This window comes from Pseudomonas sp. PS1(2021), from assembly GCF_020405165.1.
In the GTDB taxonomy this organism is placed as follows: domain Bacteria; phylum Pseudomonadota; class Gammaproteobacteria; order Pseudomonadales; family Pseudomonadaceae; genus Pseudomonas; species Pseudomonas aeruginosa.
On sequence record NZ_CP084484.1, the window covers coordinates 5555009 to 5569035 of the forward strand.

Consider the following 14027-nt stretch of genomic DNA (forward strand, 5'->3'; position numbering starts at 1 on the left):
GGTCCATCCTTTGGTCAAGAAAGTTCTAGGCGGCGCTCGTCAGGGCCGCCAGCAAGGCCGGCGCGCTCGCGCCCCGGCAATCAATCACCCGTTGCGCACCCAGTTCGCGCGCCATCTCGGCGACCCGCGGGCTGGGTACGAACAGCGGCAACCGGCCTATCTCGGGCCAATCGGCTGCCGCCAACTGATACAGATTTTGCAAACCCTGTCCACTGCTGACCACCAGGCCGTTCAGGCGTTCCGCCCGCACCCTTGCCAGCAGCTCTCCGGCCGGATAGTCCGGAGCCCGGCGCCGGTAGAGTGGCAGGTAGTCCACCTGCACGCCTTGGCCGCGCAGGCGCTCGGCGAGGAATTCTCGGCCACCTTCGCCGCGCATGATCAGCACTTTCGGATCGTGCACGCGCAGGGAATCCTGGAACGCCGGCAGCGCCAGCAACGCTTCGCTGTCGTCGCCCTGTTCAGGGTAGGTTACGTCGAGGCCGTAGGCCTCGAGGATCGCCGCGGTCGCCGCGCCGACGCTGCACCAGGTCTGCTGCGGCGGCTGCGGCCAGTAGCGGTCGAGCCGCTCCAGCCCCAGGCGCGCCGCCGGCTTGCTGACCACCACCACCGCGCAGTAGCGGTCCAGGTCGAGCATCAGCGTACGCTGCTCCGGGGTTTCTTCCAGCGGATCGATCGCCAACAGCGGCAGGCTACTGCTATGGACGCCCGCCTCGCCGAGGCTGGCGGCCAGGGCCGCGCACTCCTCGTCGGGGCGCGTCAGCAGGAGCCGCCAGCCGCTCACGGATGTCCGGCCTCGCCGTAGACGGCTTCGAGAATCGCTTCGGCGCCCTGCTCCAGCAGGTCCTCGGCCACCCGCACGCCCAGCGCCTCGGCTTCCGCCAGTGGCGCCCGCCCCTCGGCGCGCAGCAACTGGGTGCCATCAGGCTGGCCGACCAGGCCGCGCAGCCACAGCTGGTCGCCCTCGCGGATGGCGTAGCAGGCGATCGGCACCTGGCAACCGCCGTTGAGCCGCTTGTTCAGCGCGCGCTCGGCAGTGACCCGCAGAGCCGTGTCGGTATGGTGCAAGGGTTCCAGCAAGGCATGCAGGTCGCTGTCGGCCGTACGGCATTCGATGCCGACGGCGCCTTGTCCGCCGGCGGGCAGGCTGTCGTCGACACTGATCGAGGAGCGGATGCGCGACTCGAAGCCGAGGCGGATCAGGCCGGCGGCGGCGAGGATGATCGCGTCGTATTCGCCGGCATCCAGCTTGGCCAGGCGGGTATTGACGTTGCCCCGCAGGAAACGGATCTGCAGGTCCGGCCGGCGCGCCAGCAGCTGCGCCTGGCGGCGCAGGCTGGAGGTGCCGACCACGCTGCCGGCTGGCAGTTGCTCGAGGCTGGCGTAGGTGTTCGAGACGAAAGCGTCACGCGGGTCTTCGCGCTCGCAGATGGTGTAGAGGCCGAGCCCCTCGGGAAAGTCCATCGGCACGTCCTTCATCGAATGCACCGCGATGTCGGCGGCGCCTTCGAGCAGGGCGGTTTCCAGTTCCTTGACGAACAGGCCCTTGCCGCCGATCTTCGCCAGCGGTGCGTCGAGCAGCTTGTCGCCGCGACTGGTCATCGGCAGCAGGGTGACGGTCAAGCCGGGATGCGCCTGTTCCAGGCGCGCCTTGACGTATTCGGCCTGCCACAAGGCGAGGGCGCTCTGGCGAGTGGCGATGCGGATTTCGCGGGACGACATGGGATATTCCGTGCACAGGGATGCGCCCATGATAACAGTTCGAACCCGAGTGCGCGGACGCTGGGCCCGATAGCCGCACCCGGGTCGCTGGCGAACCGCCGACCGCCGTCAGAGCTGATGCATCAGACGCCTGACCCCGGCCACGTGCCGCCGGCTGACGGTCAGCGCATCGCCGTCGAGGCCTTTCAGGTAGAGCTGGAAATGCCCCAGCGGCGTACGCTGCAGGCGTTCGATCCGTTCGCGGGCGACCAGCGCGTTGCGGTGGATGCGCACGAAGCGCTCGCCGAACTCGTCTTCCAGCGCCTTCAACGGCTCGTCCAGCAGCACCTCGCCCTGCGCATGGCGCAAGGTCACGTACTTGTGGTCGGCAATGAAGAAGATCACCTCTTCCAGCGGGATCAGCTCGATCCCCTTGCGGGTCCGTGCACTGATGTGGCTGCGCGGACCGCTGCCGCCGGAGGCCGGGGGCTTGGTCAGCGCGGCCAGTTGCACGCGGTTCGGTCGCGAGGCTTTCTTCAACGCCTCGGCCAGGTCTTCGCTGCGCACCGGCTTGACCAGGTAGCCCACGGCGCTGACCTGGAAGGCTTCCAGGGCGAATTCGTCATGGGCCGTGCAGAAGATCACAGCCGGCGGCGCTTCCCGCTCGCAGAGTCTGGCCGCGACCTGGAGGCCGTCCAGACCGGGCATGCGGATATCCAGCAGGACGATATCGGGCTTGAGGCTGTCGATCAGCGTCAGCGCTTCTTCGCCATTGCTGGCCGAGGGCTCGAGGACGCGATAGCCGTCCAGTTGCCCTACCAATCGGGCCAGGCGCTCTCGCGCCAGAGGTTCGTCATCGACAATCAGGACATTCATAAGCTCAGGCTTCCTGCATGAGTCGCGCACATGGATAGCGTAGACAGGTGTAGTGCCGTCCGTCACGGCGCTCGACGCTGAGACTCGCTTTAGGCCCGAAAAGTGCCCCAAGTCGTGCATCGATATTGTGTAACGCCTGTCGCGTGCCTTTCGACGGGGGCGACTCGAGCGCCTCGTCGTAGGGGTTGCTCACACATAGCTGGAACACTCCTTCACGATAAACCGCCTCGACCTGCACCAGGCCACCTTCGACCCGCGGCTGGATGCCATAGATAAGCGCATTTTCCAGCAGCGGCTGCAAGGTCAGTTGGGGGATCGGCAGGTTGGCCGGCACCCCGTGCACCTGCCAGTCCAGTTGCAGGCGATCGCCAAGACGATACTGCTCAATGGAAAGATAGCGCCTTGCCAGCGCCAGTTCCTCCTCCCAGGAAACTAAAGTGCCGGGCTTCGCCAGGCTGGCCCGGAACAGGTCGGACAGGTCCAGCACCGCATGCTCGGCCTTCAGCGGGTCCAGCTCGATCAGGCTGGCGATGCTGTTCAGGCTGTTGAACAGGAAGTGCGGGCGAATCCGCGCCTGCAGCGATTCCAGGCGCGCCTGCAACTCGGCCTGCTGCTGCCGGCGCCACTGGCTCTGCAGGTAAAAGTAGCGCAGCACCAGGGCGGACATGATCAGCGCGATCAGCGCGTGCCGCAGATACAGATTGACCTCGCCGGCACGCGTCAGTTCTCCGCCCAGCTGATAGTGCTCGGCGACCGCCGTGCAGCCCAGGGTGAGGGCCACCACCAACAGGCAGCAGGCACTCCCCGCCAGCGCCACCGGCAGGCGTGCGAGCAATGGCCGCAGGCGGCAGAACAGCGCCGCCGAGAGCAGTACGATCCACTGCACGAACAGCGACGCCAGGGCCAGGCGCACCCAGTTGAAGCTCGGCGTCATCGGCTCCGCCAGCACCAGCACGAGCACCAGCAGCTCCGCCAGCAGCACCAGGGTGAACAGGGCTTCGGCTTCGCAGAGCTCGGGAATGAAGAAGTCGTCTTGGACGGCCGGCCGGGTCGAGCGGCCGGGCTTGAATCGGATAGGCATCGACAGAGTTTCCGCAAGGCCCGTGGCGCCCGCAAGACAGCCGCGGGCGTACGGGCGAAATAAAGCACCGAAATGCCATCTGCCGCAAAAAACCGCGAAACAGCGCTCGTTCCGGCTTCGTCGACGAGCCGCCGGTTTTTCCTCCCGGCCTGCTATCATCGTCGCACTTTGCCCGTCACGCAGGCCGCGCGGCCTGTCCGTTTCTTGTTGCAGCGAGAGATACCATGAGCGTAGAGAAGACCAACCAGTCCTGGGGCGGCCGCTTCAGCGAGCCCGTCGACGCCTTCGTCGCCCGTTTCACCGCCTCCGTCGACTTCGACAAGCGTCTCTACCGCCACGACATCATGGGTTCCATCGCCCACGCCACGATGCTGGCCAAGGTCGGCGTGCTGAGCGACGCCGAGCGCGATGCGATCGTCGACGGCCTGCAACAGATCCAGGCGGAAATCGAAGCCGGCAGCTTCGACTGGCGCGTCGACCTGGAAGACGTGCACATGAACATCGAGGCGCGCCTGACCGACCGCATCGGCGTCACCGGCAAGAAGCTCCACACCGGCCGCTCGCGCAACGACCAGGTGGCCACCGACATCCGCCTCTGGCTACGCGACGAGATCGACACCATCCTCGCCGAGATCACCCGCCTGCAGGAGGGCCTGCTGGGCCTAGCCGAAGCGGAAGCCGACACCATCATGCCCGGTTTCACCCACCTGCAGACCGCCCAGCCGGTGACCTTCGGCCACCACCTGCTGGCCTGGTTCGAGATGCTCGGCCGCGACTACGAGCGCCTGGTCGACTGCCGCAAGCGGGTCAACCGCATGCCGCTCGGCTCGGCGGCCCTGGCCGGCACCACCTACCCGATCCAGCGCGAGATCACCTGCCAGTTGCTGGGCTTCGACGCGGTTGGCGGCAACTCCCTGGACGGCGTCTCCGACCGCGACTTCGCCATCGAATTCTGCGCCGCCGCCAGCCTGGCGATGATGCACCTGTCGCGCTTCTCGGAAGAGCTGGTGCTGTGGACCAGCGCGCAGTTCCAGTTCATCGACCTGCCCGACCGCTTCTGCACCGGCTCCTCGATCATGCCGCAGAAGAAGAACCCCGACGTGCCGGAGCTGGTACGCGGCAAGTCCGGCCGGGTGTTCGGCGCCCTCACCGGCTTGCTGACCCTGATGAAGGGCCAACCGCTGGCCTACAACAAGGACAACCAGGAAGACAAGGAACCGCTGTTCGACGCCGCCGACACCCTGCGCGACAGCCTGCGCGCCTTCGCCGACATGGTCCCGGCGATCCGGCCCCGGCGCGAGATCATGCGCGAGGCGGCACGCCGCGGTTTCTCCACCGCCACCGACCTGGCCGACTACCTGGTGCGCAAGGGCCTGCCGTTCCGCGACTGCCACGAGATCGTCGGCCACGCAGTGAAGTACGGCGTGGACAGCGGCAAGGACCTCGCCGAGATGAGCCTCGACGAACTGCGCCGCTTCAGCGAGCAGATCGACGCCGACGTCTTCGACGTGCTGACCCTGGAAGGCTCGGTCAACGCCCGCGACCATATCGGCGGCACCGCGCCGAACCAGGTCCGTGCCGCCGTCGCCCGCGGCAGAAAACTGCTGGCACAGCGCTGAAGTCGCGCCCAGTGCCCGGCAGATCTCCCTGTCCTACCCGAGACTTGATCGCACGGCGGGACAGGAACGCCCTTGTAGATCGACAGCCACTCTAGTGAAAGTCCTTCTTCGCTAACCGGTCGCAATGGCGGAATAACTCAGCATCAGTGCTCATCATTGAAATCATCGGCCCTGGGCGTGGCAAAAATGCCCTTGGCTTCCTGGCGCCGGTAATAGGCTTCGATGCTTAGCCCGGGATCGATGCGCGCCCTGACGATGCAGGGCTGCTGTTGCCAGGGATACTCATGCAGGCGTCGGTCCAGCTCCTTGCGCTCCTTGGCTGGCCAGCCCTGGTAGGTGCGCTGGCGCCAGTAATGGGGATCGCGTCCGGTATGCCGATCATGCTCGGCGGTGACCGGATCTAAGGGGCGGCTCGGCTCCAGGACCGGCAGGTCGGGCAACGGCTGGGTCACGTCCATGTAGCGTTGCAGGCAGTCCCAGAAGGCCAGGGCATTGACCTTGTCGAGACCGAGGGAGTGGACGCGGGTGGCCAGACAGACCTTGTTGTCGGTATAGCGGTGATGCAACCAGAGCGCATAGTCGTGGCTGCCGTAGCCACTGGGCAGCAATTGCAGCACCGGATCGAACTCGTCGAAGGGAGCGACGAACAGGCGGCGGAAGCGACGCTTGAAGCGGAGCATGCCGTCCAGGCGATTGAATTCACTGCCATCTTGCTTGAAGACTTTGCTGTAGAGCCAAAGGATGGCGCTGAAGCCGACTGCACCCATAAAATAAGTAGCTACACCTATCCAAATTGCTATTTGCAAACCATTGGTTCCAAATATTGTTCCATACTGGTACAAAGCCAATGGGATTGAAAATAAAAAACCCGACATCTGAATTACGTGAAGATATTTTTTATTCGAAAGAAAGGCCACCATGGATATTACTGAAACAGCCACCACAAAGAATGAGCAAACCAAGGTGTAGAGTTGCTGTATGTCCCTCCTCCACTCTCCGGTGGCTTCTCCCATTATGCCAATTCCCAAAGCAATCCATACAAAAAAATAGCACAGCATCCTAAGCGTGAATATTATATAAGGAATTCTGCTAGAGTTCTGGAACTGCCAACGCATAGAGTTGCAATATGCCTCAGCACCTCCAACCTCTGACTTATCCTCAGCCCCGATCGAAAGCTGCCCTACAATCTCCATTTCCGGATCTAGATTGGCATAGTTCCCAAAGGCAAGATGGGTGTCAAAAATACCATTACGGTTAGACTCCTCCTTCCACCTTGGCGGCGGTAAAGAGTCGTTGACTTCACTGCGATAAGCACTGGCTGAGTACGTGGCATCCATGTGTACAGTCATACGTTGAACTCACTGTTCTCTATCAACCAATAAGGTGGCGCAGCATGGGGGCCCAAGTCGTCCGGGGGAAGGTACCGATTGGCGGATGTGAATGCACTCCAACTCTTCGGGCTGGGTTGAGGCAGGACAAGCCGCTGCTCAGGCTGGTCGGCATTGAGTTCGAACTGTGCGCTGATCTTCAAACCCTGGGTCATGCGCATGCTATAGCGGGCCCGAGGAGACAACTGCGGAATCGGCAGGCTGGCCGGCAGCACGTAGAGCACGCTGGCAGCATCCAACGGCAAGGCTTCGAGCTTGGCGGGGCCCGCGGGGACCCGATGGTAGCGCTTGACGCCGAACAGGGTGCCCGGATCGATCGGCAAGCTGCTGAGAAACTCCTGGGCCACCAGGCGGAACGCCTTCTGGCCATTCTCGAACATGGCCAGGAGCGGGGAACTCAGCACCACGGCCCAATCGTTTGCCTCCAGCGCCTGCAACTTGGGGTCGATGCAGGATAGCGCAGTGCGGCTGACCGCTTGGCGACCCCGTTCCGCTTCCTGCAAGACAGATCGATGCGCCGCCGGCGCCAATTTGCGCCAGTCTTCCAGGCGATGGACAAAGACCCGCGGATGGCCGAGGACTCCCAGCAATTGGCGATAGGCCGTTTGCGGGTCTTTCAGATGGGCGAAGCGCTGGTCCTGGCCCATCAGCGAATCGAGCAGGCCAGCCTCGGCGAATTGCCGGCCGAAGGGGCCTTTCTTGACGATGGTTTCCGCATCGCTGTCAGTCAGTAGATTAGCGACCACAGTGCCTCCGATCGCCAAAACCGCACCAGCCAGCAAAGCATAAGGGTTTACTATCCATCCTAGGACGTAGGCACCCCAAAGGCCCCCACCCACTGCGGCCACACCGTAGGCCGCAGCCGCATCGCTATCTCCCTGCCTCAAAGCTCGGTAGCCATCCCATACACTGATGCCTGCACCGAATAGTGTGGCTGCGCCACCAAGCCCACGTAGCAACCCTAACTTAGGGCTGCCTGTTTGAACTTCTAGATTCCTGGCCCATCGAGGGGATATTTGGGCTACCGATATACGTGGGGTTTCTAGATACTTTGCAGTAGATGGTCCGAAAAGCAGCTTTGCATGGCTTCCTCCAGCGGCTGTTAAATCGATTACTGCACCGACAGCCCCGATCGTCCCTCTGTGCTTTTCTCCACTGTCTACAAAGCCACTGTATGCCTGCACCTGCACATTCAAGTTATAAATCGCAAACCCCAGCATCATCGTCGGCACGATGCGAGTGTTCTCCATCACCTGGGTCAACGTGCCTAACTGCGTACGGAATTTCGTGTAGGCAAGCAGGTCCGGGTGATCCTTGGGTACCGCCACCACCATGACGTTGCGCAGGTTGGCGCGACTCATGCCGGTGTCGCGGGGACTGGTGCCGGCCAGGGGATTGCCGGCACCGTCCTGAACGATGGCGCGCCGATAGCTCTTGCGCCTCAGCTCCTGGCGCTCGACCTCGGTCAGACCGTTGCGCAGGCCGGCTCCGCGCACGCCGACGACAACCATGTCGAGCGGCACCTGACTGTCGGGCAGCAGGCGGATACCTTTCATCTTCACCGAGAGGGCGCTCAGAGTATTGAAGGTCGGTGCGAACAAGCGGTCGAGCTGGATCTGGGTGGCGCCCTGGGACAGCCGGCCGAGTTGCTCGACTACGCTGGCGCCGAACACGTCCAGCAGGTCGCCGAGGAAGTAGGCGAGGCTCTTGCCGGCGCTGGGCTGGTCGACCTCGCCCAGCAGACTGGCTCCCAGCATCAGCGTGCTGAGGCCCATTGCGTCGGGGTCCGGCGTCCGCGGGCTATCGCGCAGCGCCTGCAGGCGCCGAACCGGCTCGGGAAGTTGTCCTTCGTCCTTGGCCAGGAGCATGGCGCCAAGCGGGTGGCTTGCCTGCAGAACCGTGCTGACCACCCGCTCGACATGTGCCGCCAGCGCCCGGTAGGCGGTACCGCTGTACAGTGCGTCGCAGCGGTCGGGAAGCTGGTTCAGCGCAGCCAGTGCCTCGCTCATCAGGCTGTAGGGCTCCAGCAGGGCTTCGTCGCACTGGTGGGTCCAGTCCTGCAACACCGGGTGCAAGGGGCCTTCCAGCAGGGCAACCAGATGCTCGACCTGCTGCGTCAGGTGGATTCGGCAAGACTGTCGCTCCTCGGCGAAGATCGCCTCGTCCAGTTCGGCCTGATCGACCTCGCCCCTGAGCTTGGCGAGCGGGCCGTCGAGCATGTTGCTCAGCACCTGTGCATAGCGTCCGTTGGGACGGTGCGGCAGCAGTGCATTGAGGCTGCGCAAGTAGGCAGCGCAGTGGCGCGCCTGCGCCGCAGCGTGGCGCAAGGCGAACAGCGAGTCGTCGAGCATCAGCCCGATGAGGTTGGGATGGCCACGCAGCTTGAGGGTTTCCAGTACGTCCTCTCCGGCCTCCAGAGTAGGTAGCGCAGAGGGCGGAGCCTGCTTCAGCAGGGGCGCCAATTCCTGCTGGCGTCGCTGCAACTGGCACACCAGCGACTCTTCGCGAAAGGCGGCGAACGCAGGTGTGAATTCCGCCGGGTCTTCCAGCGCGCTCTCGACGTTGAAGTCGCGAGGTCGCAAACCCTGGGCGTGATGATCAATGACCAGCGCGGGATGATGGATGGAGGCTTTCCAGTGCTGGTTGGCCACCGAGGCGTTCCAAGCGGACGCCATCTGCTGGCAGCGCCGGTTGACCCGCTGCGGGTCCTCCTCCAGCCAGTCGATGTACGACCAAGGCCAGGGAGTTTCGCTATAGGCCATGGTGTAGCGTGGGATCACGAACTGCCCCTTGACCAGCACCGGCACCAGGATCAGCGCTTGTGTCTTGCCTACGGCCGGACGCTTGTCCGCACGCTGGCTGCGCCCCTGCAGGAGGTCGACTTCGAACAGGTTGCCCTTGCCATCACACTCCAGTTCGCGCCACAGCTTGCCGTCCTGGAACAGGTAGATCCGTCCCGCCCGCGGTAGCGCGCCGGCGGGCAGCTGGTCGCCATAACCGGCCTTGCCCAGCGTTGGCAGGCGGACCAGCGGCATCACGGCCAGGAAGGTGTTCTGCTGGATACGCTCGTGCTCCTCATGGCCGAGCATATCGCTGGCCACCGGAATCTGCAGGATACCGCCGTCCTGTCGCTCGACGTTCAATGCCAGTCGTGCACGCCGATCGTTCTGGTAGGCGGTGCGCTTGCGCACGCCTTCGTCGATACTCTGGTCCTGGAATCCGCTCATGCCTCGCTCTCCGGTGGCAACAGTACGACCTGGCTTCCTTGCGCCGGGTCTCCCCAGACATCGACGATCAATTGTTCCGGCCCCTTCCGCTCGGGACGGCTACGCGCCGGGTTGTCCAGTACCTGGCCCGCTGTCGCCGCATCCGCGTCGAGCGGCGGCCCCGGCAACAGCGGCGCCGCGCCGCTGCCGTTGCCCGGGCTGCCGCCGGAGTTGACCCGGACGTTGGCCCCGGAGAGGGTCACGCCGCTGGCGTCGAGCTTGAGGAAGCTGCCGCCGCCCTTGAGGGTCAGTTCGGCGCCGGCCTCCAGCACCACCTTCAGACCGCTGCTCAGGTGGATCTCCTGGCCGGCCTCGACGAACTGGCCGCTGGCGATCTTCAGGTGCTGGTCGTTGGCTACGGTGAGGTGGTCGCTGGCTCGGACCTCCACCTTGCGCTCGGCGTGGGTGGTGCGGTGTTCCTCGGCCTTGAACTCGCTGTAGCTGTTCGCCTGCACGGTGTCGTGGCGTTGGTGACCGACGCGGATCTTCTGGTCGTGCTCGATGTTTTCGTCCCAGTCGCGCTGGGCATGGACGAAGATCTGCTCCTGGCCCTTGCGGTCCTCGATGCGCAGCTCGTTGTAGCCACCGCCGCCAGGGCTGCTGAGGCTCTTGAAGACGCTGCGGGTCTTGTGCCCCGGCAGTTCGTAGGGCACCGGATGTTCCCTGTGAAACAGGCAGCCGGTGACCAGCGGCTGGTCGGGATCGCCTTCGAGGAAGGTCACCAGCACCTCCATGCCGACCCGCGGGATGGCGATGGCACCGTAGTTCCTTCCCGCCCAGCCGGAGGCAACGCGTAACCAGCAACTGCTGCTGTCGTCGGCCTGGCCCCCGCGATCCCAGTGGAATTGCACCTTCACCCGACCGTAGCGATCGCAGTGGATTTCCTCGCCCTTCGGGCCGGTCACCACCGCGCTCTGCGTGCCGAGGATGCGCGGCTTCGGCGGCGTCGGTGGGGGACGGAAGAACGCCTCCCAGGGCGTGGCCTGGAAGCGGTTGCGGTAACCCTGCCGGAAGTCGTCCGGGCTCGCCGAGGCATCGGAGACGATGCTTTCCTCCAGCACCTGAGGCTGCCGCCCCTCGTGAATCACCTCGGTGAGCAGCCAGAGGTCGTTCCAGCCCGCCTGGGGATGGGCGGCCAGCGGCAGGAAGTGGCCGCTGAGCAGCAACGGTTGGTCGCTGCGGCCCTCGGCCAGGCGGTAGTCGCTGCGCTGCCGTTCGAGGGCGCGCCTGGCCAGGTGCTTTCCGCGCTCGCGGTCGACGAAGCGACCGGGATAGTCGTAGTCCTCGAGGTCCGGCCGGGCTTCGCCGCGGGCGGCGCTTTCCAGTGTCAGGCGCGGTTTCTCGAAGTCGTAGTCGCGGCGGGTGACGCGGCTGGTGCGGGTTTCCAGGCGTACGCCGAAGCGCTTGACCGCCGGCCGGTCGGCGACCAGGCCGGAGTCCTGCTGGTAGGCCACCGGCGCGAGCCGCGGGAACACCGTCTGGTCGTCGCCGAACACCAGCAGGTGCGCCGTGGCGCTGTGCTGGAAATGAAAATGGATGCCCTCCTCGCAGCACAGGCGCTGGACGAACTGCAGGTCGCTCTCGTCATACTGCACGCAGTATTCGCGCTCGGGGTAGCGGGTGCCGAGCTGGAAGCGGTAGGCGTCGGCGAGGATGCCGTGTTCCTCCAGCACCCGACCGACGATCTGCGGCACCGTGAGGTGCTGGAAGATGCGCTGGTTGGTGCGCTGGGCGAGGTAGGCCAGTTGCGGGACGAGGGTGATGCGGTAGCGGGTCAGGCGCTTGCCCGAGTCGCCCTGTCCGGCGCTGCGCACCAGGCCGTGGATACCGTTGCCGGCGGGCCCGAGGGTAAGGAAGGCGGGTTTGTGCAGCAGGCTTTCGAGGTCCGGCACGGGGCGTTCGCCGACCAGCTCCAGGTCGAAGGCGAACGGCTGGCTGATGGCTTCGCGGCCGCTGAAGGAGAGCACCTGCAGGTCGAGGGCGAGGCCGTCGATGGCGAGGCTGAAATGGGTCTGGTTGGCTGCTGCGAACATCCGTTGTCCCTCACTGGCGCAGGCGACCGATTCGATTGTCCTGCCTGGCGCGGGCGAGACAAGGGCGCGCAGGCTCGATCGGAAGCTGCCTACAACAAACAAAGCGGCATCGACCCGGCGCGGGCTTTCCTGGCCACGGTGCTATGGGTCATCGAGGGCACGACGGCCAGCGAGGCTGGCCGCGTGCGGCGGTCGCGGCTCAGCCGGCGACCGGGGAGCGCCAGTCGTCGGAGCCGGAGGTGCCGGAGACTTCGTGGGTCCAGGTGATCTTGCGGTAGGTGAAGTGCACGTCTTCCAGGTGGGTGAAGTGGGCGTTGCCCGGGTCCTGGCAGTTGTGCATGTAGTCCTTGATGTCGACGATGATCGCGTCTTCCAGGACGGTGGTGTAGTAGTGCTCCTGGGTGCCGGCGGCGGAGGTGCGGTACCACTGGATCTCGACCTTGGTCAGGCGCTCGCCGGAGGTCAGGGCGGCCAGCAGCAGGGGCGAGGCCTTGTCGAAGACCTTGGTGATGACCACCGGCTTGTGCACGCGCTGGCCGGTCGGCTGGCCGGACTGCGGGTCGCGCGGGATGATCACTTCGTGGTTGAAGCCCTGGACCATCACCTGGTCCTCGTGGCCTTCCTGGTAGGTGTTGCCGACCGAATCCTCGGTGAAGGCGCCGGCGGTGATCAGGCCCTGCTTGGTGCCGGTGATGGACATATAGGCGGGGGTTGCCATGGATGCATTCCTTGTCAGTGGTAGCCGGGACGACATGTCCTGGTGCGGCAGCTACCCAACAAGCTTCGTGCCAATAAAATATTTACCTTTTAAATCAAACTCTTGAAGAATCTCCCGGCCCGCACGAACGCTTTCCCCTGGGTTTACCCCGAAAAAGTGAGCAAGTTGTTGCACAGTGCTATGCAAGAACTTGCTCACTTCATCGAAGACCCCGTCAGGCCTTGGCCCCAGCGTGGTATCCACAGCTTTTCCCGAAGTTATCCAGCAAAAAGTTGCACACCTGCCGAGTGCCTCAGAGCCAGTTCTTGAACTTGAACCAGAGGTACGGAAGGATCGCCGATACCACCATCATCCCCAGCGCCATCGGATAGCCGATGGACCAGTCCAGCTCGGGCATGTCCTTGAAGTTCATGCCGTAGACGGTGCCCACCAGGGTCGGCGGCAGGAACAGTACGGCGGCGATGGAGAACACCTTGATGATGCTGTTCTGCTCGATGTTGATCAGGCCAAGGGTCGCGTCGAGGAGGAAGTTGATCTCGGTGGACATCTTCGCCAGGTACTCGTCCAGCGAGCGCACATCGCGCTCCACGGTCTTCGCCAGCACCTTGGCCGGCTCGGAAAGCCAGCCGTTGCAACCCTGGCGGAAATAGCTGTTCATCCGATTGATGCTGAGCAGGCTGTCGTTGAGCTTGGACAGCAGCGAGCTGCTGCGCCCGAGGTGCTTGATGATCTGCTGCAGGTCGGTCTTCGGCTTGCGGGTCTGGGCGATGGACTCGGCGAAGATCTCCCGCGACATGCTGCTCAGTTGCCCCTGTACGGCCTCCAACACGTCGGCGATGCGGTCCACCAGGCTGTCCATCATCAGGGCGAACAACTGGGTGCTGCTGCGGTTGGCGTCGAGCTGGCGGATGCAGCGGTTCTCGAACTCGCGGAACGAACGCAGGTCGGCGTAGCGCACGGTAATCAGCCATTTCTCGCTGAGGACGAAGGTCACTTCCTCTGTGCTCGGCCGGTGCTCGGTGATCCCGCCGACCACCGAAGTGGTCATGTAGAGGACGTTGCCGTCCTCGTAGAAGCGCGACGAATCCTCGATCTCGGCCATCTCCTCGCGGGTCGGGATGTTCACCTGCAGGTGGGATTCGAGCAGGCGCTCCTCTTCGGGGGTCGGGTGATGCAGGTCGATCCACAGGGTGCCCGGCGGCAACCCCCGCTGGGCATCGTCGTGCTGGCGTCGCTCCAGGCGGTCGCCGGAAAGGATGTAATAGGTGATCATGTCGGGTATCGCTACCTTCGCGGCCATCCGTTGGCCAAGCAGGGTGGACAACTTCCCGCCGCCGCACAAGCGGTA

The 14027-nt window shown here is 64.3% G+C and carries 11 protein-coding genes; 1 reads left to right on the plus strand and 10 read right to left on the minus strand.

What is annotated here, in order from left to right; all coding sequences use genetic code 11:
- Positions 1–25 precede the first annotated feature (25 nt).
- The 4 genes from LE197_RS26470 to algZ form a co-directional block, all read right to left on the minus strand.
- A complete protein-coding gene (locus LE197_RS26470; protein WP_003114032.1) occupies positions 26–781 on the minus strand; it encodes a uroporphyrinogen-III synthase in 756 nt (251 codons plus the stop codon).
- Positions 778–1719, minus strand: a complete 942-nt coding sequence (hemC, locus tag LE197_RS26475) for a hydroxymethylbilane synthase (RefSeq protein WP_003114031.1) — start codon at positions 1717–1719, stop codon at positions 778–780. Before hemC ends, LE197_RS26470 begins: the two co-directional genes overlap by 4 nt.
- A gap of 108 nt (positions 1720–1827) precedes the next feature.
- Positions 1828–2574 (minus strand): alginate biosynthesis regulator AlgR, encoded by a 747-nt coding sequence (gene algR, locus LE197_RS26480; RefSeq protein ID WP_003096397.1) that lies wholly within the window; start codon positions 2572–2574, stop codon positions 1828–1830.
- A 4-nt stretch (positions 2575–2578) separates the two neighbouring features.
- A complete protein-coding gene (gene algZ, locus LE197_RS26485; protein ID WP_003096404.1) occupies positions 2579–3655 on the minus strand; it encodes an alginate biosynthesis two-component system sensor histidine kinase AlgZ in 1077 nt (358 codons plus the stop codon).
- Between the two features lie 224 nt (positions 3656–3879).
- Between algZ and argH the strand changes: the two genes are divergently transcribed.
- Positions 3880–5274 carry an argininosuccinate lyase gene (gene argH, locus LE197_RS26490; RefSeq protein ID WP_003114030.1) on the plus strand — a complete coding sequence of 465 codons (1395 nt, stop codon included), beginning with the start codon at positions 3880–3882 and terminating at the stop codon, positions 5272–5274.
- Positions 5275–5417: 143 nt separating this feature from the next.
- Here argH and LE197_RS26495 read toward each other — a convergent pair whose 3' ends face one another.
- From LE197_RS26495 to LE197_RS26520, 6 genes are all read right to left on the minus strand, one after another.
- Positions 5418–6041, minus strand: a complete 624-nt coding sequence (locus tag LE197_RS26495; RefSeq protein ID WP_003099240.1) for a hypothetical protein — start codon at positions 6039–6041, stop codon at positions 5418–5420.
- A 578-nt stretch (positions 6042–6619) separates the two neighbouring features.
- Positions 6620–9889 (minus strand): hypothetical protein, encoded by a 3270-nt coding sequence (locus LE197_RS26500; protein WP_010793653.1) that lies wholly within the window; start codon positions 9887–9889, stop codon positions 6620–6622.
- A complete protein-coding gene (locus tag LE197_RS26505; RefSeq protein ID WP_023108878.1) occupies positions 9886–11961 on the minus strand; it encodes a type VI secretion system tip protein VgrG in 2076 nt (691 codons plus the stop codon). The genes LE197_RS26500 and LE197_RS26505 overlap by 4 nt, the downstream gene beginning before the upstream one ends.
- Before the next feature lie 199 nt (positions 11962–12160).
- Positions 12161–12679: an Hcp family type VI secretion system effector gene (locus tag LE197_RS26510; RefSeq protein WP_003083317.1), complete on the minus strand. Its 519-nt coding sequence runs from the start codon at positions 12677–12679 to the stop codon at positions 12161–12163.
- Positions 12680–12730: 51 nt separating this feature from the next.
- A complete protein-coding gene (locus LE197_RS26515; protein WP_123788632.1) occupies positions 12731–12922 on the minus strand; it encodes a hypothetical protein in 192 nt (63 codons plus the stop codon).
- A 49-nt stretch (positions 12923–12971) separates the two neighbouring features.
- Entirely contained in the window at positions 12972–13952 is a 981-nt protein-coding gene (locus LE197_RS26520; protein WP_031637898.1) for a magnesium transporter CorA family protein, read from the minus strand.
- Positions 13953–14027 lie beyond the last annotated feature (75 nt).

Bases quoted from the DNA above. Each gene is read 5' to 3' on its own strand.
- LE197_RS26495 (WP_003099240.1), bottom strand. From the start codon at position 6,041: ATGGGTGCAGTCGGCTTCAGCGCCATCCTTTGGCTCTACAGCAAAGTC.
- LE197_RS26505 (WP_023108878.1), bottom strand. From the start codon at position 11,961: ATGTTCGCAGCAGCCAACCAGACCCATTTCAGCCTCGCCATCGACGGC.
- algR (WP_003096397.1), bottom strand. From the start codon at position 2,574: ATGAATGTCCTGATTGTCGATGACGAACCTCTGGCGCGAGAGCGCCTG.
- LE197_RS26510 (WP_003083317.1), bottom strand. From the start codon at position 12,679: ATGGCAACCCCCGCCTATATGTCCATCACCGGCACCAAGCAGGGCCTG.
- algZ (WP_003096404.1), bottom strand. From the start codon at position 3,655: ATGCCTATCCGATTCAAGCCCGGCCGCTCGACCCGGCCGGCCGTCCAA.
- LE197_RS26520 (WP_031637898.1), bottom strand. From the start codon at position 13,952: ATGATCACCTATTACATCCTTTCCGGCGACCGCCTGGAGCGACGCCAG.
- hemC (WP_003114031.1), bottom strand. From the start codon at position 1,719: ATGTCGTCCCGCGAAATCCGCATCGCCACTCGCCAGAGCGCCCTCGCC.
- LE197_RS26500 (WP_010793653.1), bottom strand. From the start codon at position 9,889: ATGAGCGGATTCCAGGACCAGAGTATCGACGAAGGCGTGCGCAAGCGC.
- argH (WP_003114030.1), top strand. From the start codon at position 3,880: ATGAGCGTAGAGAAGACCAACCAGTCCTGGGGCGGCCGCTTCAGCGAG.